General features: G+C 45.3%; 25 protein-coding genes and 1 riboswitch. Of the genes, 5 read left to right on the top strand and 20 right to left on the bottom strand.

All coding sequences use genetic code 11. The features are described 5' to 3' along the window. Positions 1-3810: KxYKxGKxW signal peptide domain-containing protein (locus FFM73_RS07440; protein WP_171001239.1), on the bottom strand; the 3810-nt coding region annotated here is incomplete at its 3' end. A gap of 1030 nt (positions 3811-4840) precedes the next feature. Then, a complete protein-coding gene (locus tag FFM73_RS13190) occupies positions 4841-5026 on the bottom strand; it encodes an HAD hydrolase family protein (protein ID WP_373278647.1) in 186 nt (61 codons plus the stop codon). Positions 5027-5257: 231 nt separating this feature from the next. Between FFM73_RS13190 and FFM73_RS07430 the strand changes: the two genes are divergently transcribed. Next, a complete protein-coding gene (locus tag FFM73_RS07430; RefSeq protein WP_137631143.1) occupies positions 5258-5509 on the top strand; it encodes a DUF1883 domain-containing protein in 252 nt (83 codons plus the stop codon). Positions 5510-5839: 330 nt separating this feature from the next. Here the strand turns inward: FFM73_RS07430 and FFM73_RS07425 are convergent, their stop codons facing one another. The 15 genes from FFM73_RS07425 to FFM73_RS07355 all read right to left on the bottom strand — a co-directional run bounded on the left by FFM73_RS07425 (position 5840) and on the right by FFM73_RS07355 (position 18806). After that, positions 5840-6109, bottom strand: coding sequence for a type II toxin-antitoxin system RelE family toxin (locus FFM73_RS07425; RefSeq protein WP_137631142.1), 270 nt, complete (start codon positions 6107-6109; stop codon positions 5840-5842). Further along, complete coding sequence (gene relB / locus FFM73_RS07420) at positions 6099-6338, bottom strand: type II toxin-antitoxin system RelB family antitoxin (protein WP_137631141.1); 240 nt, start codon at positions 6336-6338, stop codon at positions 6099-6101. The genes FFM73_RS07425 and relB overlap by 11 nt, the downstream gene beginning before the upstream one ends. 137 nt (positions 6339-6475) lie before the next feature. Then, positions 6476-7279, bottom strand: a complete 804-nt coding sequence (locus FFM73_RS07415) for an HAD family hydrolase (protein WP_137631140.1) — start codon at positions 7277-7279, stop codon at positions 6476-6478. Between the two features lie 108 nt (positions 7280-7387). Next, the gene (locus FFM73_RS07410) at positions 7388-8749 is read right to left on the bottom strand and encodes an amino acid permease (protein ID WP_137631139.1); all 1362 of its coding nucleotides are present in this window, start codon (positions 8747-8749) and stop codon (positions 7388-7390) included. Between the two features lie 289 nt (positions 8750-9038). Further along, positions 9039-10001 carry a 2-hydroxyacid dehydrogenase family protein gene (locus FFM73_RS07405; protein ID WP_137631138.1) on the bottom strand — a complete coding sequence of 321 codons (963 nt, stop codon included), beginning with the start codon at positions 9999-10001 and terminating at the stop codon, positions 9039-9041. 116 nt (positions 10002-10117) lie between these two features. Continuing rightward, entirely contained in the window at positions 10118-10360 is a 243-nt protein-coding gene (locus tag FFM73_RS07400; protein WP_137631137.1) for a type II toxin-antitoxin system prevent-host-death family antitoxin, read from the bottom strand. A gap of 179 nt (positions 10361-10539) precedes the next feature. Then, positions 10540-11259, bottom strand: coding sequence for a gamma-glutamyl-gamma-aminobutyrate hydrolase family protein (locus FFM73_RS07395; RefSeq protein ID WP_137631136.1), 720 nt, complete (start codon positions 11257-11259; stop codon positions 10540-10542). Between the two features lie 113 nt (positions 11260-11372). Further along, the gene (locus FFM73_RS07390) at positions 11373-12251 is read right to left on the bottom strand and encodes a PfkB family carbohydrate kinase (RefSeq protein WP_137631135.1); all 879 of its coding nucleotides are present in this window, start codon (positions 12249-12251) and stop codon (positions 11373-11375) included. Continuing rightward, entirely contained in the window at positions 12251-13618 is a 1368-nt protein-coding gene (locus tag FFM73_RS07385) for a purine-cytosine permease family protein (protein WP_137631134.1), read from the bottom strand. The genes FFM73_RS07390 and FFM73_RS07385 overlap by 1 nt, the downstream gene beginning before the upstream one ends. Positions 13619-13633: 15 nt before the next feature. Continuing rightward, entirely contained in the window at positions 13634-14638 is a 1005-nt protein-coding gene (locus tag FFM73_RS07380) for an ADP-ribosylglycohydrolase family protein (protein WP_137631133.1), read from the bottom strand. A gap of 245 nt (positions 14639-14883) precedes the next feature. After that, entirely contained in the window at positions 14884-15522 is a 639-nt protein-coding gene (gene thiE / locus FFM73_RS07375; RefSeq protein WP_137631132.1) for a thiamine phosphate synthase, read from the bottom strand. Next, positions 15519-16343 carry a bifunctional hydroxymethylpyrimidine kinase/phosphomethylpyrimidine kinase gene (thiD, locus tag FFM73_RS07370; protein WP_137631131.1) on the bottom strand — a complete coding sequence of 275 codons (825 nt, stop codon included), beginning with the start codon at positions 16341-16343 and terminating at the stop codon, positions 15519-15521. The genes thiE and thiD overlap by 4 nt, the downstream gene beginning before the upstream one ends. A 16-nt stretch (positions 16344-16359) precedes the next feature. Continuing rightward, positions 16360-17151: a hydroxyethylthiazole kinase gene (gene thiM / locus FFM73_RS07365; protein ID WP_137631130.1), complete on the bottom strand. Its 792-nt coding sequence runs from the start codon at positions 17149-17151 to the stop codon at positions 16360-16362. Between the two features lie 97 nt (positions 17152-17248). Next, positions 17249-17359, bottom strand: a riboswitch (TPP riboswitch). 212 nt (positions 17360-17571) lie between these two features. Then, the gene (locus FFM73_RS07360; protein ID WP_137631129.1) at positions 17572-18420 is read right to left on the bottom strand and encodes an aldo/keto reductase; all 849 of its coding nucleotides are present in this window, start codon (positions 18418-18420) and stop codon (positions 17572-17574) included. A gap of 137 nt (positions 18421-18557) precedes the next feature. After that, entirely contained in the window at positions 18558-18806 is a 249-nt protein-coding gene (locus FFM73_RS07355) for a hypothetical protein (RefSeq protein ID WP_137631128.1), read from the bottom strand. A 223-nt stretch (positions 18807-19029) separates the two neighbouring features. Here FFM73_RS07355 and FFM73_RS07350 point away from each other — a divergent pair, with 223 nt between their 5' ends. The 3 genes from FFM73_RS07350 to FFM73_RS07340 all read left to right on the top strand — a co-directional run bounded on the left by FFM73_RS07350 (position 19030) and on the right by FFM73_RS07340 (position 22120). After that, on the top strand, positions 19030-20031 hold the full coding sequence (locus tag FFM73_RS07350; protein ID WP_137631127.1) for an aldose epimerase family protein: 1002 nt from the start codon (positions 19030-19032) through the stop codon (positions 20029-20031). A 91-nt stretch (positions 20032-20122) separates the two neighbouring features. Continuing rightward, positions 20123-21583 (top strand): 23S rRNA (uracil(1939)-C(5))-methyltransferase RlmD, encoded by a 1461-nt coding sequence (gene rlmD, locus FFM73_RS07345; protein ID WP_373278646.1) that lies wholly within the window; start codon positions 20123-20125, stop codon positions 21581-21583. A 96-nt stretch (positions 21584-21679) separates the two neighbouring features. Further along, positions 21680-22120 carry a hypothetical protein gene (locus FFM73_RS07340; RefSeq protein ID WP_137631125.1) on the top strand — a complete coding sequence of 147 codons (441 nt, stop codon included), beginning with the start codon at positions 21680-21682 and terminating at the stop codon, positions 22118-22120. A gap of 73 nt (positions 22121-22193) precedes the next feature. Here the strand turns inward: FFM73_RS07340 and glpK are convergent, their stop codons facing one another. Both glpK and FFM73_RS07330 read right to left on the bottom strand, forming a co-directional pair. After that, complete coding sequence (gene glpK, locus FFM73_RS07335) at positions 22194-23708, bottom strand: glycerol kinase GlpK (RefSeq protein WP_137631124.1); 1515 nt, start codon at positions 23706-23708, stop codon at positions 22194-22196. 171 nt (positions 23709-23879) lie between these two features. Next, positions 23880-24131, bottom strand: a complete 252-nt coding sequence (locus tag FFM73_RS07330; protein WP_054654925.1) for a hypothetical protein — start codon at positions 24129-24131, stop codon at positions 23880-23882. A gap of 291 nt (positions 24132-24422) precedes the next feature. Between FFM73_RS07330 and FFM73_RS07325 the strand changes: the two genes are divergently transcribed. Continuing rightward, complete coding sequence (locus FFM73_RS07325) at positions 24423-25163, top strand: gamma-glutamyl-gamma-aminobutyrate hydrolase family protein (RefSeq protein ID WP_137631123.1); 741 nt, start codon at positions 24423-24425, stop codon at positions 25161-25163. 82 nt (positions 25164-25245) lie between these two features. Here FFM73_RS07325 and tenA read toward each other — a convergent pair whose 3' ends face one another. Then, complete coding sequence (gene tenA / locus FFM73_RS07320; RefSeq protein WP_137631122.1) at positions 25246-25977, bottom strand: thiaminase II; 732 nt, start codon at positions 25975-25977, stop codon at positions 25246-25248. Between the last annotated feature and the right edge of the window lie 37 nt (positions 25978-26014).

Raw genomic sequence — 26014 nt, 5'->3', positions numbered from 1 at the left:
ACCTTTAGGTGCCGTCAAGGTCCCAAGTGAATTACCTTTACTATCTACAAGCGTGTAAACCTGGTTGCCATTGGCATCAGTCGTCGTCTTGCTTGGATCAATCTTTGGCGTATCGCCATTAGTTCCATTCTTACCGTCGGTAACGGTCAGTTGACCGACATCAGCGGGTTTGCCATCAGGTCCGGTGATCATGAAGTGGTAAGTCGTGGTTGGATTACCATTGGCATCCGTACCAGTTGTCGTCTTGCTTGGATCAATGGTCGGTGTGCTGCCATCTTTTCCGGCAACACCCTGGATGCCTTGAGCACCTGTATCACCCTTAGCACCCTTGTTAGCAGTGAATGTTCCAACTGTCTTGCCAGCGCCGTCAACTAATACATAGGTGGTATTGCCATCTTTATCCGTTGTCGTCTGCTTAGGATCAATAGTTGGTGTACTGCCGTCCTTACCGGCTGCACCAGGATCACCCTTGGCACCATTAGTAAGCGTGCCAACTTTTTGACCATTAATTAAAACATCATAGCCCGTAACATTACCTTGATTGTCTTTGGTTTCAGTTAGCGTTGGAGTTGCCCCATTAGCAACATTAAAGCTAACAGGTGCTTGACCTGTCGTAGTAAAGGTAACTGTAGTTCCAATAACACTACCTGAAGCATCTGTTTCCGGCGTAGTAGTGACCACTGGAGTAACACCATCTTTGCCTGTAGCCCCGGTAGTACCAGTGTCACCTTTATCACCTTTTTGACCATTATATACATAGAAAGTATTTTGCTGTAGTTTACCATCAGGACCATACGAGTTTACAGTAACTGCCGTACCGGTTTGACCGTTTTGACCTGTAGTTGGTGCAGTATCAATGGTTACCGGCTTAGCGGCTGCCCCGTTAGTACCATTAACAACATTAAAGCTAACAGGTGCTTGACCTGCTGTAGTAAGGGTAACTGTAGTACCAATGACATTACCCGATGTATCTTTTTTCGGTGTAGTCGTAACCACTGGAGTAGCACCATCTTTGCCGGCAGCACCGGTAGCACCAGTATCACCTTTAGCACCCGGTATACCCTGTGCACCATTAGTCAGTGTTCCAACTGTCTTACCATTAATCTGAACATCGTAACCAGTCTTAGTGGGATTTTCAGTTAAGGTTGGGGTTGATCCATTTTTAACCGTGAAAGAACCAATAGATTTAGTTCCATTCAGTACTTGATAGGTAGTCGTTGAACCGTCTGTGCTAGTGGTTCCAGTCGGATTAACTGTTATGTTGGGAGTTACCCCTGCAGCACCGGTAGCACCCACAGCGCCAGTAGCACCCTTAGCACCATCATTAATGGTTGCTTGACCAATCACCGACCCCTTTGGAATATCAGAAGTCTTTGACACTACTGAACCAGTATAGAAGTAAACAATATGTTTACCTGCAGTTGAATCATCAGTAAGTGCGTGAATTGATGTACTTCCTTCAGCAGGCTTACTGTACGTGACCGTAGTCTGAATACCCGCTAACAGACCATCAGCTTGCACTGGTACGTTCTGATCGGAAACTACTTTAATATCAGGAACTTCACCAGTATAGGCAGCGACAGTAGGTGCAGGTGCCTTGAGAGAGGTAAAAATCTTATTAGTTGTCGTATCAGCTTTTCCATCACCATCTTCATCAGATGACTTGACGGTATAGGAAACAATCGTGTTGGTAGCTTTAATATATTTTGTTCCAAATGTAACTGTTTGCTTGATATCAGGATGAACCTGAGTGCCAGTAGCTTGATCAACAAAATGAATCGTCCGGGTAACGGTTTGAGTTGGCCCGTCGGTTTGCGTCATATCAGGATTCTTAGTATAAATTAGTGTTCGAGTAACAGTGTTATTAGCACCAGTGACGGTCACAGGATCATTTGCTGCCGTCACAGCCTTACCATCCACAGCAGTTGTAGCTTTACTAAAGGTGTAACCCTCTTGTGAATTAAGGATATAGTCTGGCACTTTATTAATCGTACCCTTTGTATCATCTGACTTATCATCATTATGTTCAGATACACCATCAGGGTTAGTCGTCCAAACTGAATAACCCCAGTTACCACTGCCATCTTCCTTCACAGTAGCAGTCCGATAGAACGTCAACGTCTGGACGTTGTTGTCCGTATCCAACTGAGTTCCATCACTGCTTTTATAAATAACATTTTCAGTAACATTCTTAGTTAAATCAAGTTGATCAGTATTATTTTCCGGTGTTTCATGTTTGGGTGTATAGATAATATCATAAGATAGTTTCGCTGGTGAACCATCAGCATTAGTAACTGAAACAGCAGGGATAGATGCTACATTTGGTGTAGCACCTTTGACAGCAACTGCTGAAACTGCCTTATACTTTGGATCCACAGATACATTAGTATTAAGCTGGAATGGTGTCAGTGTACTAGGATTAAAACGATATGTCGTCTGATGAAGTACGGTACCGTCTTTCTTCGTATAAGAGGCTTGCTTAGCACCCTGCAAAGCTAAATCAGTTCGGTATTCAAAAGGAGCCGTATCACTCACTGATTTAGCCGCCGTAGCGCCATCCGTGTACTTGAAGTTAACGGTACGGCTTCCAGTTGCCACACCCGTTTTATATTTGTGCTGTAATTGAATGATGTACTCTTGAGCACGGGAACTAGCAGCCTTAATTATTTCATAACCAGGAGTTGGATCATATGAAGGGACTTTAGAACCTGGATCGTCTATCAGCCCTTCTTCAAAAGTTGAACCCGCCTTTTCACTAAGCTTATTTAAATCATAATTATAATCGGCAATATTAAAAGTAACACCTTTGGGACCCGTAGTATCTGCTGTCCCATCAGACTTCTGCACATACCCCAACTTATAATTGTAAAAACCATGCGCAGCTAGTGTTTCTGTGTCTGTAACTAAAACATTTTGAATTACTCGGTTGTCCTCATCTTCATCAATGTAGCTAACGATATAATGTGCTGTTTTAGTAGGATCAACAGGTGCAGCTGCTACAGCAGTCTGTGTTGTTGCAACCGCATCGACAGCTTCCTTGAAGGCGACTTTTTGGTTATTAACACCAGCAGTTGCTAATGCTGTCTGCCCAGTTTGGGTGTCCGTTAATGTATTTATAGCACTACCTGTTGATGTTGAAGCAGCATCAACATCAATTTTACTTGCGCCTTTTTGATTATTAGCAGTAGTTCCGGTAGCTAAAACCGTCTTTGCTAATGTTGCTTGGCTCTTAGTATCCGTTAAGGCACTTACACCACTGTCCTTTAGTGTTGCACCCGTATCAACAGTGGTCTTATTTGTAGTTGCTTGATCACTAGCAGCAGTTCCAGCTGATCCTGTACCTTCCGTTGAGGACGGCTTCGCTGCTGTTGTTTGATTGGCTGTTGCATTGCCACTTGCAGTCCTAGGCTGAGTAACTGATGATGCTGTACTCTGTGGCGCCGTAATAGCTTGCTGATCATCGTTAGTAGTATCTCCAGCCGGTTTTGTACCCTCCGTTGAAGGTGCCTTTACAGAAATCGACTGAGTAGTCGTTGAGGAAGTTGCAGCATTATTCTGCGAACTCTTCAAAGCAACTTGATTGGGACCGGTTACATTTTTTGTCGTACTTGAACTTGTGTCACTCTCACCAGTAGATGAATTAGTGTCCGCTTTTACCTGCTCCGGAGCTGAGAAAGCACCTAACCCAAAAGTCAGTGTTGCCATCCCAGCAACTAACCAACGTGTTCCAGCCTTATAAAGTTTAAATCTAACTTTTCTTTCAGCGGTATCACACTCTAACTTTTGCCTGTTAAATTTATACTTTTCCAACGAATATTCCCCCTTGATAAATTCACGGCGCGTTTTAGGTACTCCCCCAAAACGTACCAAAAACCCTTAGTAGACCCGTTACCTTTATCATTTCAACCTCCGATTGAAATATATGGCTTACTAATTGGTCAGTATATTATCACCATTACACTTACTAATTCAAGTAGCTATTTCTAATGATAAACAGGGTTAATAAATAAAGATTCCCGTTATTGAGGGAATATTCATTTATGCTATTTTCCTATAACACGGAATTTATTACCTCTTTTTTATCTAATTTAGCACTATGAAAAACTAATAATCATCATATTACCTGCTTTTGATATTATGTAAAAAAATAAGATGATTTTCATTTTAAATCTTATTTAAACATTAAGTTTGCATGAATAATTCATATCAGAGTAATCAACTTTAATTTAACCTGCTCACTCATATCAATATTAAACTTGTTATTTTCAGTATTTTCACAGAAACAATTTTTGGACTTTTTTCAATAAAAACAATTTTCAAAAATTTTAGATATAATTATATCTGTCAACCAAATTTCAATCTTGTTCAACAAATCGATAATGACGAATAACCTCTAACGGTAGACGTTTATCATACGGTTATATCACATAAAAAATAGTTTTAGATAATTTTCAACTGTCTAAAGCTATTTTTAGTACTAGACAAATTACAAATTATTCCTAAATCATCATTTTGCTTTAAACCAGACCTAGTAAAGGTTCGTTCACTTTGAATATTTCTAGACCATATATTGATAATTATTCAGTTAATAAAAATTTAATTTTTTATTTTTAGACACCATTATGCCGTTTTTCCTTATGTTATCAGGCTTATTGGAAACCAAACATATCCTTACCTCCACATGATTATATTCATTTTAACTATTTAATTAACCAAATTAAAAAGGCATCAGTAAATTATTAGAATTAAGAGTTTACTGACGTCTTATTTATATTTTTCTATTCACCTAACACAAACTTCTTAATCCCCCGACCCACACCGTCATGCTCATTATCGGCGGTTAGGTAGCGGGCAACCTGCTTAACCTCAGGCAGGCCATGCCTATGACGATCAGCATTTCCACCAGTTTTAACATGGGAATATCGTTCGGGCCGTCACCAAAGGCGGCAGTCTCACTCAGATTTAATTGTTCGCGTTTTGCGATGTAATTCACGCCCCGTGATTTCTTAGCAGCAATAGCTGTAATGTCCAGGTAATTTAGATACCTTCTCTACAATAAGTACTGGCCATTCCATGTTTTGAATAGTGACAAATCATTTTTTCGTGCAAAAGTTTATTTAAAGGGTATCGTTTCCCCCTGGCAAATATAAACCTCGTACTGGCATCATGTTAGTTTGTTAAATATATTTTGTGCACAATGTATCATATCATCTATTGCTGTAAGTGAGATAATTATTCTAGAAAGAAGGTGTTCCCTATGGATGACATTCCACATTATGACAATCCATCTGGAGAACTATCCGTTACTGTCAGGCTTCAAAAGGCAGCTGATGTTTATCTGGTTGATCAAGCAAATTTCAACCATTATCAACAAGGTGGTGGCTTTAAATACTACGGCGGTTCTGCTACTAAGTCTCCAGTGGTAATTAAGGCCTCCGGATCTGGTCGTTGGTATTTGATTGTTGACGATCATGGCGCTGGTTCTCGATATTCATATACTTGGGGCTAGTTTTTTTACGGGTTCATTATTTTGTTAAAACAAATGAAAAAACACTCCCAATTGCAATTTGGAAGTGTTTTTTTCGATAACTGATGTTCAGCCAAAGTTTAATCTGGTCCTTTAAACCACCCTGTCACTTATTATTCCAATACATTAAGAGAATCAAACACGCAATTAATGTTAGTAAATCGCTTAAAACTAGTTGATTTCTCAAGAATCGACCATGAATTTACTTGGGTGATGAGTTGTTGATCTTCAAGAAACTCAGGTGAACGTTAGTTATTGAAAAGGCCGGTCAACGTATTTATACGTTGGCTGGTCTTTTAAGTTACTCGTAATCTAAAAACGATACACGTCTCGCCGATGCCCAACAGAAATCGCCAGTACAACTAGCTGATCATCCTCAATGACACTGATGACGCGGTAGTTACCGATGCGATACCGCCAAAGACCACTTAAGTTGGCTTCTAAGCCCTTCCCTTTAGTCCTCGGATCTTCAATGCCATCAATATTAGCATATAACCACTGGGTGATGAGCTGTGCCTGATGTTGATCCATTTTTCCAAGCTGTTTCATCGCATCTTTGGAAAATTCCAGTCTATAGGTCATCATCTATCCCGCCAAATTTACGGAAAACTTCTGCCATTGAATACGTTTCTTTACCGCTCTCTTGGTAACGTTTATAAGCGACCTGGGCAACCTGTTTATCATATTCATCTTCCAGTTGTTCCATCGAATATTTCTTCACTAGGTCTGACAGCGTGATGCCATAGAAATCCGCCATATACTGCAACCATTCTTTTTCGGAGTCGCTGACACGAACAGTAATCATTGCCATGAGCAATCGCCCCTTTCTGTATTACATTGTATTACAAACTGATCGAGTTGCAAAGGAATGTGATTTGTTTGAGTCATACAATTAAAAGGCGTGATCACGATTACCAATCAATCGTCATCACGCCTCTTTCATATTCTCTATTCACCTAACACAAACTTCTCAATCCCCCGACCCACACCGTCATGCGCATTATCGGCGGTCAGGTAGCGGGCAACCTGCTTAACCTCTGGCAGGCCATTGCCCATAACGATCGGCATTCCCACCAGTTTTAACATGGGAATATCGTTCGGACCGTCACCAAAGGCGGCAGTTTCACTCAAATCTAGCTGTTCGCGTTTCGCGATGTAGTTCACGCCCCGTGATTTCTTGGCGGCAATAGCTGTGATGTCCAGATAAATATCGCTGGATTTTTGCATTGCCACGCCTGGCAGTTTAGCTGCCTGCAGCAGCTTCACGATGCCATCCATGACGTCGTGCTTCAACACACAAAAGGTGATTTTATAGATTGGTTCCGGCTGCTCCCAGAATACTGGGTCCAGCACCGTGGGCTTTTGCGGCATATCTTCTTGGAAGAAGGCAATCCCATCATCCATGTGCGTGACCTGCCAGTCGGTGAGGCCAAACAGGCTAAAGCCGGTATCTGGAAAATGAGCTTCCATTAGATCCACGACCTGCTTAACCACTTCAAATGCAATTGGCGCATCTTCAATGACCTGCAGCTGACCCGCCTTCACCTGATAGATCACACCGCCGTTAAAACCAATTTGCGGTGCCGTCAATTTAAGCGTTTGAATGGCCTCCAGCATCTGTCTAGGCGAGCGGGCGGACACCAGTGTAAACGGAATCCCAGCCTGCTGAATGGCTGTCGTATTACCAGGTGAAACCTTGCCGTGCTGATTAAGCAGGGTCCCATCCATGTCGGAAAAAATGTGTTTGATCACGTTAAAATACCCCTTTGATTTCAGTTAAGTCAGTAATATCCTGACCGAATTCACCTTAATATGGTGGCATTTTTTCGGCTGACTTGCAACCGTTAAGCGTTAATGAACTTATTGATTACGCTGCCGTTTTGGTCGATATATCAGCTCGTAGACCCCCAGCATGACCAGAAAAACGATGACACAGATGATCATTGAGACTCGCGTTGAACCGTTGATCAATAAGAACACCAGCACGCCAACAAAGAAGAGTAAGCTCAACCAATCAGTAAACGGATAACCTGGCATCCGAAAAGTGCTGGCACCTTCCGGATGAACGTGGCGGTAGCGGATATGACACCAGATCAAGATCACCCAGACTAACACGAAGTTAATGGTGGAGACCCCGGAGATCATCTCAAAGACGCTGGCTGGCATGAAGTAGTTCAGCACCACAATGACCAATAAAACTAACGCCGAAAAATTCAGTGAGTTGGTGGGGACACCGCTCTTGTTAAGTCTAGACAACGCCTTGGGCGCGTTACCGCCCCAGCTCAGCGCGTGCAGGGTCCGGCTGGTACTGAATAAACAGCTATTGGTTGCCGATAACGCCGCGGTTAGCACCACGAAGTTCAAGATTCCCGCAGCACCGGCGATCCCGATTCCGGAGAAGACTTGCACGAAGGGGCTGGCAGTGGTGGTAATTTTATTCCACGGATAGACACTCATAATGGCGATCATGGAACCGACGTAGAACAGGCCGATCCGAATCGGCAGACTGTTGATGGCTTTTGGCAGGTTAGCGACTGGGTCGTTGGTTTCACCAGCCGTTAGTCCCACCATTTCAATGCCGACGAAGGCGAAAACGACCATTTGGAAGGCCATCATAAACCCGTAGCCCCCGGTTGGGAAGAAACCGCCGTGGCTAACTAAATTACTAAAGGAAGCCGGCTGACCGTCCACCTGCGTATGCAGCAGCGCCAGCGTGAAGCCGACGACGACTAGGACAATGATGGCCGCCACCTTGATCATCGAGAACCACGATTCCATTTCACCAAAGGCCCGAACGTTGATCCGGTTGGTGAAGTAGAGAAAGATCAAGATCACAAATGGCGCGATCCACTGCGGCACCGAGGGAAACCAGAACTTAATGTAGATCCCAGTCGCGGTCAAATCCGCCATAGCCAGGCTGATCCAGCAAAACCAGTACAGCCAGCCGGTCACGAATTCCATCCGGTCGCCCAGATACACGCTGACAAAGTCCAGAAAGGAATGCTTCGTGGTATCTGACAGTAGTAGTTCACCGATGGCGCGCATCATAAAAAAACAGAACAGGCCGACGATGATGTACGCCAAAATAATTGACGGACCAGACGTGTGAATCGCGCTACCAGATCCCAGAAACAGCCCGGTCCCGATAGCCCCACCGATGGCAATCATCTGAATATGTCTGGACTGCAACGACCGCGATAAATTCTTATTTTTATTTTCCATCACAAACTCCTTTTCTGAACACAAAAACGGCGTCCCCTGGCACTCACTTACTGAGTACCAAGGGGCGTCGTAACGCTGTTCCACCCAAGTTTGCAGTGGGTATGCCACTGCCTTTAATCGCTGATATTGGTTGCGCAACCAAGTGTTTCTACCATTTTAACGTGCCGGCTTTCAGCCTTACCCGGTTCTCTGTTAAACGTTAAGTTGTTCTCATTGTACTTTAATTTTCTCAAAATACAAGTCCCTTTTTCTTGGCAACGTGCCAAAAGCGCGGAGCAGACTGAAAAGATTATTTGTTAACTACGAATTTAGCGTCTTTACCGCTGTTGACTAACACGACGTTATCAGCCACGATATTAGCCATAGCGTCCCGCGCTTCAACGGTGGCGTTACCAACGTGAGGTGTCAAAATGACATTCTTCAACGACTTGAAACCGTCATCGACGTTGGGTTCCTTCTCGTAAACATCCAAAGCGGCACTGGCAATTTCACCCGACTTCAACGCGTCCAGCAAAGCTGCTTCGTCAATGATTGGGCCACGGCCAACGTTAATAATTGAAGCGGTCTTCTTCATGGCTTTAAAGGCCTGCGCATCAAATTTATGGACCGTATCAGGGGTCTGTGGTGCGTTGATCGTAATGTAATCACTGGTCTTGATCAAGTCGGCCAGTGGCTTATAGGTCACTTTCATGGAACGCTCCTCTGGGTCAGAGAGACGGTTTGGCTTGTAGTACTGAACGTTCATGCCCAGTGCATTCGCCTTGCGGGCAACGTCGCTACCGATATTGCCTAAGCCAAAGATACCTAACGTCTTGCCGGCAATTTCATGCCCCAAGAAGTACAGCGGTGCCCAGCCAGGGAACCCTTCGTTACGCATCTTATGGTCGCCTTCGACCATCCGGTGACTTAATGCCAGCATCAAGCCGATCGTAACTTCCGCCACCGCGTTAGTGGAAACCGCTGGCGTGTTGGTTACTGGAATGCCCTTTTGCTTGGCATAAGCGGTATCAATGTTGTTGAAACCGGCACCAAAGTTGGCAATCAGCTTTAATTTTGGTGCCGCATCAATAATTTCCTGATCAACCTTTGTCGAAAGCGGTGTGATCAAAAAGTCGGCATCGCTAACGTGTTTCAATAACTCATCATGTGAGATCAAACCGTCACCATCATATGAACTAACATCCAACCCCGCTTTTTCCAATGTTTGAGTTGCGACATCAGGTAATTGAGCTGATAAATAAACTTTAGTCATAATCAAAGCCTCCTGTATTTTGTTACCGCTTTCATTATCGTTCATAATCGCACAAAGTGCAAACCAGCGAAAATAGGGATTATTTGCACTACTAATAATAACCAGTTGATACTGACCTACTTCAGTAATTCTGCAGCAACCTCATCTAAAGGCCGAGTGCCACTTTTTTCTGCTTGCTTCAAAATTTGAGCTAATTTTTGACTTTTCTTGAACTTTTCAAAAGCTTCGTAGTCAGCTAAATCAACTACAACGTATTTGCCATAGCCATTTTTGGTTAAGAAGACCGGCTTATCCGGCCCCACAGTATCTAAAACCTTACCATAATTTTTCAGCTCCGAAACCGGCATGATATTCACCATAGTACTCAGTCCTTTCTAGTCTTATTAGAACGTTACGGGAAGAATTATTCGAATAATTTTTCCCGTAGTTAATCAGTTAACCAAGGTTACCTGATTAACTACGTGACTTAAAAATAGATTAGTTTAAAAAAGTGACTTTCGGTTAACAAAACTAACCGAAAATCACTTTTCCTGGTACTTTATGCGTTTTTTACGCGTGTAATAAAATCTTCAAAAATCGCAAACTGAAGTGCATTCTCTTTAAACATCAACTCCGGATGCCATTGCACCGCCACGATCAAGTTACTATCTTTGCTCTCCACACATTCAATAATGCCATCGCTGGCCTTAGCGGTAACTTTCAACTGCGGTGCCGGCGTTTTAATGGCTTGATGGTGCAGGCTGTTAACTAACACGTGCTGCTGGCCTTGAAAGATAACTTGCAGCAGGGAACCTTCAGCCACGTCAATGTAGTGAGTACCTTGATCAAACAGCACTTTTTGTGAATGTTGATAAGTTTGATGATCAACTTGCGTACCAATATCTTGGTACAGATTCCCGCCAAGCGCCACGTTTAAGACTTGGGTGCCACGGCAGATACCTAAGATAGGTTTACCAGCTGCCACGGCCTGATTCGTTAACGCAATTTCAGTTGCGTCCAGCCGGTCATCCGAAGCTGCCATTTTAGGCAGTGGTTCTTCACCGTAGAAACGCGGTGCCACATCAACACCACCTGGCAATAGTAGGCCATCGATCAGCTGACTGTAATGTACCGCTAGATCTGGTTCGCGAGTTGGAATTAAAATTGGCACCCCACCTGCTTTAACCACCGCAGCCACTTCCCCCTGATTCACACTATTAAGATATGAGCCATCCACCAGCCGGCGTTCAGCTGGGATGCCAATGATTGGTTTTGCCATTTTTAAATTCCCCCTACTTCCAATATATGATGTACTCCGTAACAGAGTTAGCTTAGCAGTTTTTTGCGTGGCCTGGTAGCGCCCCGTTTCAGATTGCTGATCATCCGTGATGATTACCGCAAACTTGGACTTTCGCGCGCCACGACTTTTGCAGCAAGTTTATTAGCCAATTTAATTGAATCAGCAATACTTTTACCAGCAGATAATCCGGCCAGAAAGCCACCACAATGGGTGTCCCCTGCACCAATGGTATTAACTACTGTGACTTTTTCGCCAGGAATAATGGCCGACTGATTGCCATCAAAGTAGTACGTCCCCTTTGATCCCAAAGTGAAAAGGACTGGACTTTGTGTCTTCTGGTAAATCTTTTGGGCGATTTCATCAAGTGAATCACCGGTAGCACCAAAGTATTCAATCTCATCTTCGTTACAATGAATAATGATATTTTTAGTCAGTAATTGGTTAATCGTGCGCGGTGTCAAATGACTGATCCGTGGTGATGCATCGAATAAGAGGTAAGCATCAGCAGATCGATGAGATAACGCTTTCAAAACACTATCGGCAGTTTGTTCATTTTCAATCTGATAGCCGCTAACATAAAAATACTTGTAAGTATCTAGATCAACCCGATCAAGCCAGTCATTCTTCCAGATTTGATCTATCCCTGGAATCGTTAAAAAGCTGCGTTCTCCTGATGGTTCTACCATTGAGATATCCCAGCCGTTATCGGCATCGTTGACAGAAAGTAATTCTGGAATCTGTTTTGCTTTCAATTCATTTCGAACAATATCGGCATACTGCCCTTTGCCAACGGGCACAAATAAATCAGCCTCAGCGTTAGCATAGCTCATTGCGCCATAGACGTTAAAAGCTGAACCGCCCACGACAGCTGACTTTAAATCACCAGTCACATCGCCACCAGAAAATGGTAATTGAGGCACATCGATCACTACATCAACATAGGCGGCCCCTAATATCAACGTTTTAGTCATTAGGCCGCCTTCTCATCATGCTGATTGCCTTTAAATAACTTCACGATAAACATGCAAATGATCGCCAAAATTGCTGAAACGAAAACGCCTAAACTATTGTTCCGAAAAATGCCGTGAGCAAACGGGCCGTTCCAAATGGCGTTATTAGTGAACAAAAATCCGGTCACGGTGGCAATCACCCAGGAAATAATGCCGCCCCAGTTGTAATGAGCTGGTGATTGCGGATCAATCAATTTGGTATCATAACCATTGCGACGAAACATGACACTGTCGCACAAGAAGATGGCAACCCAACTAGCAAGGCAGATGCCTAAGAAATTAAGAAATATCTCAAAGTTACTTAAGAAGTTACCGGAGATAAACAATACATAAACTGGAATAAGAATCACGATCAAGCCGTGAATAACCAATGACGTCCGTTGGGAAACGTTGATCCCAATGGTCGACAAATTGATCCGCGCCGAGCGCAAGGAAACGATACACTGCGGAATCAGCCCACCAGCAGCCACCAGGAAATAAATCACCCCGATCCAACTTGGCAAAGCACTGTACATCACATCAAAGGGATTACTGGCAGTGGATAACGTTGGTTCAATGGTACTTAAGAGCACCCCGCCAGCCATGAGAACAAATAGTGGAACGGCACCACCCATTGCAGTATTCCAAAATGTAGCAGCTGGTTTAGTATTGGGTTTGACATAAGCACCCCAATCGGCAGCCGCCATTGACCAAGAAATACCGGAACCAGCGGCCACGATACTGACGGCTGGCAGAACGCCCGTTACCCAGCTGCCAGTCGGTAGATCCATCGCCTGTCTCCAGTTCGCCTTAACTAGGAACAAGATCAAAATCAAGGCGGTTAGAATCCCAAAGATCCAGCTAATCCAAGTTTGAATTTTGGCAAGCGTGTTTTCCTTTAACAACCCGGAAAGCAGAACGAGTCCGCCGAAAATAATGAGTGCAATTGCGGTTGTTAAGTTGTTCTTTTGAACATGGATCACGCTAAATAAAGAAACCAGTAATAGTGTTCCAGTGATGACGTTAATGGCTAACCAGCCAACCATGTTAAACCACGCGATCCCATTAGGAATCTTATTCCCGTAAGTTCCATACGCAGCTCGACTCAACTTGAAAGTGGTAATCCCTTCTCGTTGACCGATCATGGCAACCCAGCCAGGAATCATAAAGGAAAGCGCCCCAACTAAAGCGGCAATCATGGCTTGAACAAATGACAAATGATAACTAACGATCATGGCCCCGTAAACAAATCCCATGATACCAATGTTGGCAGCAAACCAATTATAAAACAGCTTGCCTGGCGTTAATGTCTTATCTTTTTCAGGAACTTTAATGAGTTTATCATCCATTACCCAATACCTCTCTTATTTGCGTGCTTGAAATTTAAGCATCTTATCAGCATAGTCATTAAAATGATGTTGCGGGTTCTTACTATCAATTAATGTTTTCCAGTTGTTATCAATTGATGACGCGCCACCTTTGGCACCACAAATGGCGGTTGCCATCGCCCCAATGGTGTCGGTATCGCCACCTAGATTAGCGCACAAAATGGCTGATTTATGAACATCTTTGGCATAGTAAGCAATCGCTAAAGCAGCTGGAATACTTTCGGAAATCATTGTGCCCGTCCCAACTACATCATAGATTGCTTGACTGAATCGGGGCTCATCATATTGGTACTTATGCGCAAGCTCGATACCTAAGTTCAACCGGTCATGGGTCTTGGCAGCCCAAGTTGGCGCGCCTAACGCAAAACCTTGGTCATTGGCCTTTAGTGCAAAATTAATGATGTCATCCCATGAATAGTCAGCAACGGCGGCTGTTACAGCACCAGCAATCATTGATGCCCCGCTTATAGCCACGTCGCTGGAATGCGTCACTCTAGTAATCTCATAAACCATGTTGACCAGTTCGTTAATTTCTGCGGGTTCAAATAAGGCACCGATTGGTGAAATGCGCATACCAGCACCATTGGTCAGCGCCTTGTTAGTTACCGGTCGAGGATCCTCACCATTTCTGATTGCCTTTAAAGCAGCTTTACTACTGGGTCCCAAAATATTGTTGGTCCAAGCACCCACTTCATCTGCCCACTTCATAATATGTTGCACAATGTTTTTTTGATCAGGCACCCAATTGGTTTCAAATAACGAATCTAAAATTGCAAGTGCCTGATTGGTATCATCCGTGTATTCACCTTTTTTAAAGTTAATTGCAACATCGTTATTGTCCGTGCTGTCCAAGAATTCGGTAATTTGACCGCCGAATTGTTTTCGAATGGTCTGAACCGGCCAAAGTTCTGACGGCATTCCCATCGCATCGCCAATTGCCTGCCCATATAAAGTGCCTAAGATCTTGTCTTTACTTCTCATTTGTTAATTACCTCTTTTTCACTGATATTTTCAAACGCCAACTGGGCTACTTCATCAGAATCATCACCCCCTCCTAAACGACTTATTTGAGTACGCAAGCAATCATATTAAACTACGTCAAACGTTTCATAATGATTTTATGAATTAACTAACTTACCTTGATCACCTTAAATTTCAAAAAAAGGCACCCCAAAAATTATCGCTAACCTTTGAAGTACCAACCAAATACTATCCAAATTTTCGACTTAAGCTTCCAGCATCGCTTTCACCACACTGGTAATATCTTCACTCTGCGCGATCATTGAAATGACCGCCGAACCAGCGGCGCCAGTCTTGCGCACATCGCTAAGATCCGCCACAGTGATGCCACCAATGGCAACGATTGGCCGCTTAGTTAGGCTGACCAGTTGTTTCAGGCCGACAAGTCCAATCACTGGATCAGCATCCGCCTTCGATCCCGTTGGGTGAATCGGACCGCTGCCGTAATAGTCGATACCGTCAATGGCATTAGCAGCTTTGACTTCCTCAGCCGTTGAGCAGGAAAGGCCAATGATCATCTGGTCGCCCACTTCGTTAACCACGTCTTGAATCTTTTCATCCGACTGACCCACATGTATACCGTCAGCGTTAACTTGCTTAGCCAGTTCCACATTATCGTCCACGATAAAGGGAATTCCCGCTTCGGCGCATTTGCCACGTAACTTCATGGCCACCGCTGCTCGGTCAATGGGCGTCAACGTGGAATCTGCACCCTTATCACGGAACTGAAACGCCGTGACACCGGCTTTAATCGCATCGTTCACGACAGCCTTATACTGCCCTTCCGGAACGTCTTGCGACCCGCAGACAAAGTAGGCTTTTAACATTTCTGGTTTAAATTTCATTTGCCGGGATGCTCCTCTCCGTAGGCCCAGTGGTTCAGCGGACCGTGACCGTGGCCGACTTGAATCGTGTTACGGATGGCGGCTTCAACGAAGTCCTTCGCCAAGCGAATAGCTGACTCAATGTCTTGACCCTTGGCAATTTCGGCCGTCATGGCACTGGACAACGTGTCGCCAGTCCCGTGCGTCCGATTCGTGTCGACCCGTGGTGCGCTGAGCCAGAACTCTTTGCCGTCTTCTAGTAAAACGTAATCCGTGACCTTTTCAGTATTGCCATGACCGCCCTTGATCATGATGTTCTTGGCACCGGTAGCACGCAGTTTCTTAGCCGCTGCCTGCATATCAGCCGGCGTCTTGATTGTCATATCAGTCAGCCGTTCTGCTTCCGGTAAGTTCGGGGTCACTACCGTCGCCAGTGGCAACAGATCACGCTTGACCACGTCGATGGCGCTGTCTGCCAGCAACGGCGCCCCGCCCTTCGCAATCATGACTGGGTCCACGATCAGCGGGCCAAAGTCGTATTTCTTTAAATTATCAACCACGATCTCCACGTGTTCAGCATCCGCCAGCATGCCGGTCTTGCAGGCTTTAATAGCCATGTCCTCTGCTAACGAAGCAAATTGCTCGTCGATCAGCTTCTTGGACAATGCTGAGAAATCCTGTACACCCAAGGTATTTTGTGCCGTGACGGCTACGATCACCGCGGTACTAAAAACGTGGCGTTCCTGCATGGTCTTCAAATCGGCCATGACCCCAGCACCACCGCCGGAATCAGTCCCAGCAATGGTCAACGTCTGTGGAAATGAATTGAGTTGTGCACTCATTTTAATGTCACACCTTTCAGTCAAATTGGGCAATCTTTTCAATATCAGCAACGGTAGCGAGGTGCAGCTCATCCATGAGCCGAACTGAGAAAGTCCCTGGCCGCTCTTCCTTCATTTGATCAGCGACTAGCTGACCGATAGAAGCAAAGACGAGGCAAGCAGTCTGAGCCGCTTCAAAGTAATCCCCGTCACTGACCGCGCAAAAGGCGCCCACGATACTGCTCAACATATCGCCGGAACCAACGTGCAGCTGGAACAAAGGCGTCCCGTTGAAGACGCGGGCCACGTGTTCGCCATCGGTAATGACGTCCGTTGCACCACTAAGAATGACCACGCAGTTTTGTTTTTGAGCGGCTTTCTTAGCAATTTCGACCACGTCTTGGTTACCGGAACCGGCATCGATGCCCTTAGCGTCCCAAGCAACATCAGCCAACGCAGCGATTTCCCCGGCGTTACCACGAATGACGTCAACTTGGAATTGGTTCATAAGGTCCAAAGCCGTCTTTTTACGGAAACTGATGGCGCCCACAGCCACTGGATCGATGACTAACGGTTTGTGCTGTGCGTTAGCTGCTTTCCCCATGGCTAAAATGTGGTCAACCTGTGGCTTAGAAAAGGCGCCAAGGTTCAAAGTAACGGCATTACTGATACCCACCATTTCATCGGTTTCCCGAATTTCTTCGGACATGATCGGTGAACCACCAATGGCATTAATCCCATTAGCGACATCTTGGACGGTGACAAAGTTTGAAATATTGAGAACAACGGGATTCGTTGCGCGAATCTGATTCAGCAGATCAATTTTCATTGAGAAAATCCTCCCTAATATAAGTACAAACAACAGTCAGTCGCAAAAAAGAATCGAGCTAAACAAAACGTTAGCTCGACTCTCCACCGGCAAAACCGGCCCGAATTGAACACGTTCCTTCGCAAGTATGAACTTACAGGTTCAAAGGGATAGTGCAAGCACATCTCAGCCCCCGCCATAAAAAGCGGGGACACCCCTCGTGTTGTTTGGATTAATTGTAAAAGATAAAGGGTGCGAAAGCAAGCGCTTAGAGAGCGACGTGTAAGCTGACTAAGGCAAAAATCCCGGGCTTGGATTTATGGCTTAGTTAGCTTACACACAGCTCTCTGCTTGCTGTAGCCCAACTAGGCTATATAAAATCTCCCCACAAACCAAAAAAAGAGCCAAGCCCCAACCGGGACCTAGCTCAAATTTACATCCTTAAAACGGTACCTTATCCGGATCCTCAGCTAATCCAGCAGCACCGCGAAAACTATCCATTTGCTTCATATCAGTATCACTGATCTTGAAATCAAAAATATCGGTATTCGCCTGAATATAGTCCGCGTGTACGGACTTCGGCAACGGCAAGAAACCATGCTGCAGATGCCAGCGCAGAACTAATTGCGGTACTGATTTGTGGTACTTTTCAGCAATACCCTTTAAGTCTTCAATTTGGAAAATGCGGCCAGTGCCAAAGGGGCTGTAAGCCTCCGACAAAATATCGTGGGCGTTATTATACGCCACAACATCTGGCTGTAAATCAGACGGGTTCAAGAAGATCTGATTGACCATTGGGGTAATTTTAGCGGTCTTCAGCAACGCATCAATGTGCTTCGGTCGAAAGTTGGAGACACCGATTGCCTTCACTAAACCGGCATCGTAAGCCTCTTCCATCGCCTTCCAGGTCTGGGCATTCTTTGCTTCCCAATTATCCCGAAACTCCTTGGGATTCGGCCAGTGAATTAAATAGAGATCAACGTAATCCAAGCCCAATTTAGACAGCGACATATCAAGTGCCTGTTTAGCTGATTCGTAGCCGTGAGCCGAATTCGTTAACTTAGTCGTGACAAACAGATCTTCGCGTTTGATGCCAGAATCATGAATCGCGCGACCAACACTGGCTTCGTTACCGTAACCGGTGGCCGTATCAATGTGTCGATAGCCATCCTTCAAAGCAGTCAACACTGATTGATAAGCGACCTCACCCTCCGGCGTCTGCCAAGTACCAAAACCGACAATTGGGATCTTGGTCCCATTACTAAGTGTATACGTATCTGTTAGCGTCATAGTGCATTCTCCTTCATTTAAATAAAAAACGGTAGACTTAAGTCTTCACAGACTCGAGTCTACCGTTTCTTTTAGTTTGAACGCAAGTACTTTGCCTAATGGTATCGCCACACTTGTTAAATCAAGCTATCTCAATTTTAGATTGCTGGCGTTGCACTTAGCCAGTCATACTGCAGCAATTGGTGGGTGCCCTTAGTTACCGGCAACCAGATCTTCGCCTTAGCGATATCTTTCATACTCTGCCAGAAGGACTTATCATTTTTAGCTACGGCACTTGGTTTAATTTGAATCAGATCATTGTTTTCGGTTTTGGCGGTCATTTTAGACTTATTGACGTCCACTAATTGAACGGCAATGGTTTCAATTTTGGAATTATCAAGTAACATTTCTATCAATCCTTTCGAGAATTAAATCCTTGATAGTACATTATTAAGAATACCAACTAAATGTCACCAAACTGTGAAGAAATTATTGGGAAAAGGTTAAGAACCAACTTGCATTTACGTTTAATAAATAATTTACCAAAATAATTGGAATTTTAGTAAAATTGTTACGTCAGAAAGCGTATAATAGTAACCGATAAAGCGTTTACACAAGGAGGATTTATTTATGCAAATTACATCCGATATTTTTGGTCAACATGACGGTAAAGACATTACCCGCTATACGATTACAAACGCAGCTGGAAACTATATTCAAGTCAGTGAACTTGGTGCAACTTGGACTAACTTCGTGGTGAACGACCACCCGTTGATCGGTCATTTCGATAAACTTTCAGATTATGAAGAAACCGCTTCTTGCTTAGGCAAGTCCATTGGCCGGGTGGCTGGCCGGATTACTAAAGCTAAAGCTACCATCGATGGTAAAGAATACCACTTCGATGCCAACGAAAATGACAACACCTTGCACGGTGGCCCTCACGGTTTCGCCAATCTTGTTTGGCACGCTGAACCAGCTACTCGTCAGCACGATGGCAGCGTGACGTTCTCACGTCACATCGCCAGTTCAGAAGACAACTTCCCTGGTGATCTAGATGTTCGCATCACTTACACCTTTACGGATGATAATGATGTTACCATCAACTTCAGCGCTGCTTCAACTGCCACGACCCTGTTCAACCCAACTTGCCACATCTACTGGAACTTAACTGAAGGCCAAAAGAACTTGAACGATCAATTGTTACAGATCAACAGTTCTCGTCGTTTGGATCTAGCTTCAGATAAAGTACCAACTGGTAAGTTCACGAAGTTAGCTGGAACTGGTTACGACTTCTCTAAGGCCCGCGATTTACCGAGCGCCTTAGCCGATATCAAGTCACAATCTGACAAGAATGAAATCGATGATATCTACGAAGTTACGCCAAGCACTACTGAACCAGTCGCTATCTTAAACGATAAGTCCAGCAAGCGTCACGTCGCCATCTACTCAGAACGTAACGGGCTGGTTGTTTACACTGCCAACTTATTTGACGACAGTAAACCATACAATGCGGTAGCGACTGAAGCTCAGACGTTACCAGATGCCATCAACCATGACGGTTTCGGTGATATCACGTTACACCCAGGCGACTTAAAGTCGTACTCAATCAAATATCACTATTACGAAGAGTAATTCTACTTTTCAATCATGAAAAGAGCGGTTCAGCTTGTGCTGGACCGCTCTTTTACGCTACAATACGGAAGACGTCAACTACTAGACCAATATAGATAGGAAAAAACAATTGAATACAAATCATTATAATCATTACAATCAATCCAATCACCGCAGACCAGCGCATTCGGACCATCAGCAAACCGGCGTGAAGGTCACTTTGGGTCAGCGCTTTCCGCTGACTATCAAGCGTCTGGGCATCAACGGTGAAGGTATCGGCTACTTTAAGCGCAAGCTGGTCTTCGTTAAGGGTGCGTTACCTGACGAAGTGATCGTCGCTGAAGTCACCGGCATTAAGCCCTCATTTCTGACGGCCAAGATTCACCGACTCAAAACGCCCAGTAAAGACCGGGTCAAGCCACGTGACGCTTACGCAGCTGAAGTCGGTGGCTTTGAGCTGGAACATTTAGCTTACCCCGCCCAATTAGCCTTTAAACGCGATATCATGTTACAGTCGTTGGAAAAATTTCAGCCCAAGGGCTTCCGTAATTTTCAATTAAAGCCCACCATTGGCATGGACGATCCTTACGGCTACCGCAACAAGGCCCAGTTCCAAGTCAGACGGGATGCTGACGGTCACGTGATCGCCGGGCTCTACAAGGAACGCAGTCATGATCTGGTCGACCTGAAGACCTGTTCGGTACAAATGCCGGCCACGATGCACGTCATGCGTGGCGTGGTCGCTTTAATGGAAGAACTGGACGTCAGCACCTACGACGAAAAACGGGGCACTGGCCTCGTTCGGACAGTGGTCGTTCGGGTGGCTGAAGGGACTGGTGAAGTTCAAGTGGTTTTTGTGACCGCCAAAGCCCCCTTCCCACAAGAAGCTGAGATGGTCGACCGGCTACTGACCGAATTTCCAGAGATCGTTTCAATTATGCAAAATATCAATAATGATAAGACCTCACTCATTTGGGGTGAAAAGACCAGACTGTTAGCTGGTAAACCGCAGATCCGCGAAGTGTTAAACGACCTGCAGTTTAACTTATCCGCCCGGGCATTCTTACAGCTGAACCCCTACCAGACCGTTCGCCTTTACGACGAAGCCCTGAAAGCACTGGCGCTCTCTGATAACGAGACCGTTATCGATGCTTACTCTGGTGTGGGAACTATTGGGCTGTCAATCGCCCACGCTGCTAAAGAAGTCCGCGGAATGGATGTGATTGCTGACGCCGTGGATGACGCCAACGAAAACGCCCGGATCAACCATATCGACAACGTTCATTACGAAACTGGGACCGCTGAAACGATCATTCCTAAGTGGCTCAATGAAGGCTTCAAACCGGATGCACTGATTGTCGATCCACCGCGTACGGGATTAGATGACGGCCTGATCAACGCCATTTTAACCGCCAAGCCAAAAAAATTCGTCTACATTTCCTGCAACCCTTCGACCCTCGCCCGAGACCTCGTTAAATTAACTGAGCAGTATCACGTCAACTACATTCAGTCCGTTGATATGATGCCGCAAACCGCCCGTTGCGAGGCAGTTGTGAAATTTACCCGTGCTTAGCGTTAGCCAAAAATTGAATTTAGGCTTATCATAAACCAATAACCGGTTTGACCAATTTTGACTTTTAAAAGATTCCGTGTAGAAAAGAGGGGTTAAATGCAAAATCCATTTGGAAACGGCAATAACGGCAATAATGGTGATAACAACGAGGGGCCAAACGGGCTGCCCGTCCCACCTAACTATGCCACCGTTGTAAAAGAGGAAGGCGATATCAGAATCAGTAAAGTCGGTTTTTCATACACCACTTTTCTCTTCTCCTTCCTTGTTCCCATTTTTCGGGGAGATTGGTATAACCTGCTCTGTATGCTCGGTGTGAACCTGGGGGTCGTCTTGGGACTATACTCCATTCACTTTTCTTCGATACAGACCTTTAACATTGTCACCAGTGTACTGCAATTCGCACTGAGCTTTGTTTGGGGCTATCTGTACAACCTGATGTACTTCCGCCACTTATTCAACCGGGGCTATAAACCGGCAACACAGCGGTCGAAGGATTTACTTACCAGTAGTGGCTATTTACCTAAAGCTAAAAAATAAGTATGTGACAAAAAGTGTGACCATCAGTCAAAAACGGTTGATGGTCACACTTTTGTCTTACTTATCCAAAACTTTAATGCTGTGGTTTAAACGCTCGGGTGGCCTTGATGGCGACTTGCCAGCCATCATATAAACGGGCTCGGCGTTCTTCGGTCATTTTCGGCGTGAAGGTTCTGCCAGCCGCGTGAATCTGACTGACTTCCTTTAGATCCTTCCAGTAACCGATAGCGAGGCCAGCACAAATAGCAGCCCCCAGCGCAGTAGTATCTTCATCGCTGGAACGCACGATCGGCAGGTTCAAAATATCGGCTTGAAACTGCATCAAATAGCGGTTACGCGATGCCCCGCCATCAGCTAGAATTTCCACCACCGGCATGGCCGTATCCTGACGCATGGTTTCAATAATATCGCGCGTCTGATAGGCAATCGACTGCAGGGTAGCCTTCACGAAATCACTCCGGTCAGTCCCACGGGTCAGCCCAAAGACCGCCCCTCGAGCATCCTGATCCCAGTACGGCGCGCCCAACCCGTTAAAGGCCGGCACCACGTAGACTTCATCATCATTCGTGGATTGCATGGCGACTTGCCGGGATTGTGGGACGTTATCAATGATCTTCATGGTTTCTTGCAACCAGTTCAGCGCTGTCCCAGCCACGAAGATCGACCCTTCAAGGGCATAGGTGACGTGCCCCTCTAAATCATAGGCGATCGTGGTCAACAACTTATGGTTGGACAGCTGCGGCTGATCCCCAGTATTCATCATGATAAAAGCCCCATCGCCATAAGTATTCTTGACCTCACCGGGCTTGAACGCCATTTGACCGACCAAGGCTGCCTGCTGGTCACCGACGAGTCCGCAGATTGGGACTTCAACTCCGTAAAATTGGTAATTCTTAGTGGTGCCGTAAACTTCCGAGCAGGAATGAATTTCTGGCAGCATTTGCTTGGGAATGTTCAAAATTTTAAGGATTTCATCGTCCCATTTTAAATCGTGAATGTTAAACATCATCGTTCGACTGGCGTTGGTATAGTCGGTAATGTGCAATTGCCCATCCGATAATTTCCAAACTAGCCAGCTGTCAATGGTCCCCATCAGCAGCTCACCCTTTTCAGCACGTTCTTGAGCGCCGTCAACGTGATCGAGCAACCAGCGAACTTTAGTGGCTGAGAAGTAGGAATCAATGATCAGACCGGTATGTTCGTGAATCAGTTCGGCATAACCAGCCGCCACCATTTGCTTGGCGATCGGCGCGGTCTGCTTCGACAGCCAGCCAATGGCATGGTAGATGGGCTGTCCAGTCGCCTTATCCCAGATCACCGTGGTTTCACGTTGGCTGGAAATGCCAATGCCGTCGATGTATTCGGGATGAACCCCAGCATCGATCAGCGCACTGGCGATGACCGACTGCACTGAATTCCAGATCTCATTGGCATCCACTTCCACCCAGCCATTATGCGGATAGTATTGCGGAAACGACTTCTGGCTTTCAATCACCTTACGGCCAGAGTGGTCAAACAACATGGCCCGGGTCACCGAGGTCCCTTGATCGATCGCGAGTATATAATGTTCCGGCTGCTTCATTGCCATAACAACTCAATCCTTCCAAGTTTGTGACTAGTAAACGGTTTCAAAACTAGTCTTACTTTATCACATTCACAAAGTACCTGTCATTAATTACGGCAGAATACAACAAAAACCTCATACAGTAAAATAACTGTACGGGGTTTAAATGCTCATTTATATCAATGATCGATTCAATTACCGTTTGATCAGGACACGGATATCAGCTTGCTTGTCGGTATTCGTTGGGTGCAGTTCTTCTTTGTAGTTGAAGTCTGCTTCCTGGAAATACTTCTTCATTTCAGCATTAACGGTCTCAAGGGGACGTGAATCGTTGTCCTGTTGGGTAACCAGTAACGTGTATTCCTTGGTATCTTCATCAACGTCTTCGAATGCGTAGATAACATCTACCGTATTCAAAATTTCTTGAATCATTTGTCTCTCTGTCATTGCCATCTTCATTTACCTCGTTTAAATTTTAGTTACATAACTAATGTAACCCTATTTTAGGGGAATGTTAAATGTTTTAAGGTTGTTGAGGGAATTCCCCCTCTATTGCCTAATCGGGTTCCACTAGGCAGAGACTTGCACCTAAGCCAATTCTGATACAAATCCAGAACCAGGATTTCTATCAGAACCGGCTTAGGCTCCAGTCTCTAAACGCCTAGTTACACACCTTGCCTAATTAGCCCTCACCTGCTAAACTAATCACATCATAATTTCAGAACAGGAGGGTTCGCCATGCGCCCACGAATTGCACTGCCAGCTGATACCTTAGCTGAAGCGACTAACATTATTAACGAACGCAACGCCGCTTTTGCCCCTCGACCGGCCATTGAAGCCGTCGTTAAAGCCGGTGGCGTGCCGATTATTTTCCCCAGCGTTGATCCCGCAGACGTTATTGATTACATGGACCTCTTTGATGGGGTAGCCTTTCTTGGCGGTGCCGATGTGGATCCCACCTTTTACGGTGAAGAACCTCACGAAAAACTGGGCGTGACCTACCGTAAACGTGATCTATTTGAAATCGAACTGCTGAAACAAGCCGTTGCTCAGGGAAAAGCTATCTTTGGTATTTGCCGTGGTATGCAGCTGATCAATGCTGGTTTAGGCGGGACAGTCTACCAAGACCTGTCAGAAGACCCCGACATGACACTCAAGCATAATCAGGCAGCGGCCGGCAATATGCCATCCCACCACGTTTCCGTTGACCCTGATAGCCGTCTCTTTAAAATTACTGGTGCCCGGCCCTACGTCAATTCCCGCCACCACCAAGCGGTTAAGCAACTTGCTACCAGTCTGAAAGTGACCGCTCGTGCGGATGACGGTGTGATTGAAGCCTTTGAGTCCACCGCCAACGATCAGATTCTGGCGGTGCAGTGGCACCCCGAAAATATGTATAAACATCATGCAGAATCTAAAGCGCTGTTTGCTGATCTGATTACCCGTAGCCAGAAAGTGGCGGAACGGACGCGTAAATAATAGTTGATATCACAATAAACGGCATGGCCCCAGTAGAAATACCGGCGCCATGCCGTTTTAAAATAATTGATTGATCAATCATTTACTTAGTCTTCGCAGTTACACCTATTGGTAACTTAACACCAGGCAAAAACTGCCAGTCTTTTTGATAATAGGCCTGTTCCCAGAAGTCCCACTCAAATTCGCAACTTTCGAGGAAGCTGCGTTTGACTTGATCAAGCCGTTGCCGACTGTATTTCGGTGCTTCACGGTCCAAAATCTCAAAGAGCGGCAACTGTTCTGGTGTCTCATCCGAATCGTCATCATCAGCCGTGCCGGCGTAAAGTTCGATCCAAGGCGTAAACACATTATCTGGCGTATTCTTGCCCTGTTCAACCAGTTTCTTCCCAATTTCGGCGTAGGTCCAAGGACACGGTGTCATCGCTGCAATGATGTCGATCAGGTCACCGGCTTTCAGTGTCTCTAACATATGGTTAGTATACAGCTTAGTGGTCGGCGCCATTGGCTGTCCCTGCAGTGATTTATACGGTGTTCCGGCAACTTCACAAAAGTTCTTGTGGGCTTCAGATTCACTGCTCAAAAGAAAATCGAGCTGGTTATCAATGATCTGCATATCTTCACGTGACGTACTCTTCAAAAGCGCCACCGCATCAGCATGCAAAAATTCGTTGAGGTAGTTAAAATCCTGCGTTACGTAAAACATTAGTGCTTCTTTGGATAACTGACCTGCACCAATTCCCTTTACAAAGGGATGTTCCATGATGTGATCTAAAATAGGCGTTCCTGCTTCAATCAATTCTGTCGAAAAACTCATCAGGTGTTATCTCCTTTTTATTTTTTCGGCATAGAAG

Source organism: Secundilactobacillus hailunensis (assembly GCF_005405185.1).
GTDB lineage: Bacteria > Bacillota > Bacilli > Lactobacillales > Lactobacillaceae > Secundilactobacillus > Secundilactobacillus hailunensis.
This window is presented reverse-complemented; position numbering and strand designations above follow the sequence as displayed.

What these genes read in the sequence shown, in the direction of transcription:
- FFM73_RS07405 (WP_137631138.1), bottom strand. Translation starts at nt 10,001, where the DNA reads ATGACTAAAGTTTATTTATCAGCTCAATTACCTGATGTCGCAACTCAA.
- tenA (WP_137631122.1), bottom strand. Translation starts at nt 25,977, where the DNA reads ATGAGTTTTTCGACAGAATTGATTGAAGCAGGAACGCCTATTTTAGAT.
- FFM73_RS07380 (WP_137631133.1), bottom strand. Translation starts at nt 14,638, where the DNA reads ATGAGAAGTAAAGACAAGATCTTAGGCACTTTATATGGGCAGGCAATT.
- FFM73_RS07395 (WP_137631136.1), bottom strand. Translation starts at nt 11,259, where the DNA reads ATGGCAAAACCAATCATTGGCATCCCAGCTGAACGCCGGCTGGTGGAT.
- FFM73_RS07330 (WP_054654925.1), bottom strand. Translation starts at nt 24,131, where the DNA reads ATGACAGAGAGACAAATGATTCAAGAAATTTTGAATACGGTAGATGTT.
- FFM73_RS07355 (WP_137631128.1), bottom strand. Translation starts at nt 18,806, where the DNA reads ATGTTACTTGATAATTCCAAAATTGAAACCATTGCCGTTCAATTAGTG.
- FFM73_RS07385 (WP_137631134.1), bottom strand. Translation starts at nt 13,618, where the DNA reads ATGGATGATAAACTCATTAAAGTTCCTGAAAAAGATAAGACATTAACG.
- FFM73_RS07360 (WP_137631129.1), bottom strand. Translation starts at nt 18,420, where the DNA reads ATGACGCTAACAGATACGTATACACTTAGTAATGGGACCAAGATCCCA.
- FFM73_RS07425 (WP_137631142.1), bottom strand. Translation starts at nt 6,109, where the DNA reads ATGACCTATAGACTGGAATTTTCCAAAGATGCGATGAAACAGCTTGGA.
- FFM73_RS07340 (WP_137631125.1), top strand. Translation starts at nt 21,680, where the DNA reads ATGCAAAATCCATTTGGAAACGGCAATAACGGCAATAATGGTGATAAC.
- glpK (WP_137631124.1), bottom strand. Translation starts at nt 23,708, where the DNA reads ATGGCAATGAAGCAGCCGGAACATTATATACTCGCGATCGATCAAGGG.
- relB (WP_137631141.1), bottom strand. Translation starts at nt 6,338, where the DNA reads ATGGCAATGATTACTGTTCGTGTCAGCGACTCCGAAAAAGAATGGTTG.
- FFM73_RS07430 (WP_137631143.1), top strand. Translation starts at nt 5,258, where the DNA reads ATGGATGACATTCCACATTATGACAATCCATCTGGAGAACTATCCGTT.
- FFM73_RS07410 (WP_137631139.1), bottom strand. Translation starts at nt 8,749, where the DNA reads ATGGAAAATAAAAATAAGAATTTATCGCGGTCGTTGCAGTCCAGACAT.
- FFM73_RS07350 (WP_137631127.1), top strand. Translation starts at nt 19,030, where the DNA reads ATGCAAATTACATCCGATATTTTTGGTCAACATGACGGTAAAGACATT.
- FFM73_RS07390 (WP_137631135.1), bottom strand. Translation starts at nt 12,251, where the DNA reads ATGACTAAAACGTTGATATTAGGGGCCGCCTATGTTGATGTAGTGATC.
- FFM73_RS07400 (WP_137631137.1), bottom strand. Translation starts at nt 10,360, where the DNA reads ATGGTGAATATCATGCCGGTTTCGGAGCTGAAAAATTATGGTAAGGTT.
- thiM (WP_137631130.1), bottom strand. Translation starts at nt 17,151, where the DNA reads ATGAAAATTGATCTGCTGAATCAGATTCGCGCAACGAATCCCGTTGTT.
- thiE (WP_137631132.1), bottom strand. Translation starts at nt 15,522, where the DNA reads ATGAAATTTAAACCAGAAATGTTAAAAGCCTACTTTGTCTGCGGGTCG.
- FFM73_RS07325 (WP_137631123.1), top strand. Translation starts at nt 24,423, where the DNA reads ATGCGCCCACGAATTGCACTGCCAGCTGATACCTTAGCTGAAGCGACT.
- thiD (WP_137631131.1), bottom strand. Translation starts at nt 16,343, where the DNA reads ATGAGTGCACAACTCAATTCATTTCCACAGACGTTGACCATTGCTGGG.